Raw genomic sequence first — 399 nt, forward strand, 5'->3', positions numbered from 1 at the left:
GTACCTTATAGAGATATGAGGGTGCTAGCTTGCTAGAACTTAGAGACAGGTGCTGCACGGCTGTCGTCAGCTCGTGTCGTGAGATGTTGGGTTAAGTCCCGCAACGAGCGCAACCCACGTATTTAGTTGCTAACGGTTTGGCCGAGCACTCTAAATAGACTGCCTTCGTAAGGAGGAGGAAGGTGTGGACGACGTCAAGTCATCATGGCCCTTATGCCCAGGGCGACACACGTGCTACAATGGCATATACAATGAGACGCAATACCGCGAGGTGGAGCAAATCTATAAAATATGTCCCAGTTCGGATTGTTCTCTGCAACTCGAGAGCATGAAGCCGGAATCGCTAGTAATCGTAGATCAGCCATGCTACGGTGAATACGTTCCCGGGTCTTGTACCTG

General features: G+C 50.6%; 1 rRNA gene. It reads left to right on the forward strand.

Features of this window, described 5'->3' with window-relative positions:
* Window positions 1–396 (forward strand): 16S ribosomal RNA (locus E4T71_RS10120); the annotation flags it as partial.
* Window positions 397–399: the final 3 nt, after the last annotated feature.

It is taken from the genome of Streptococcus sp. WM07 (assembly GCF_004570525.1).
Classification (GTDB): Bacteria; Bacillota; Bacilli; order Lactobacillales; family Streptococcaceae; genus Streptococcus.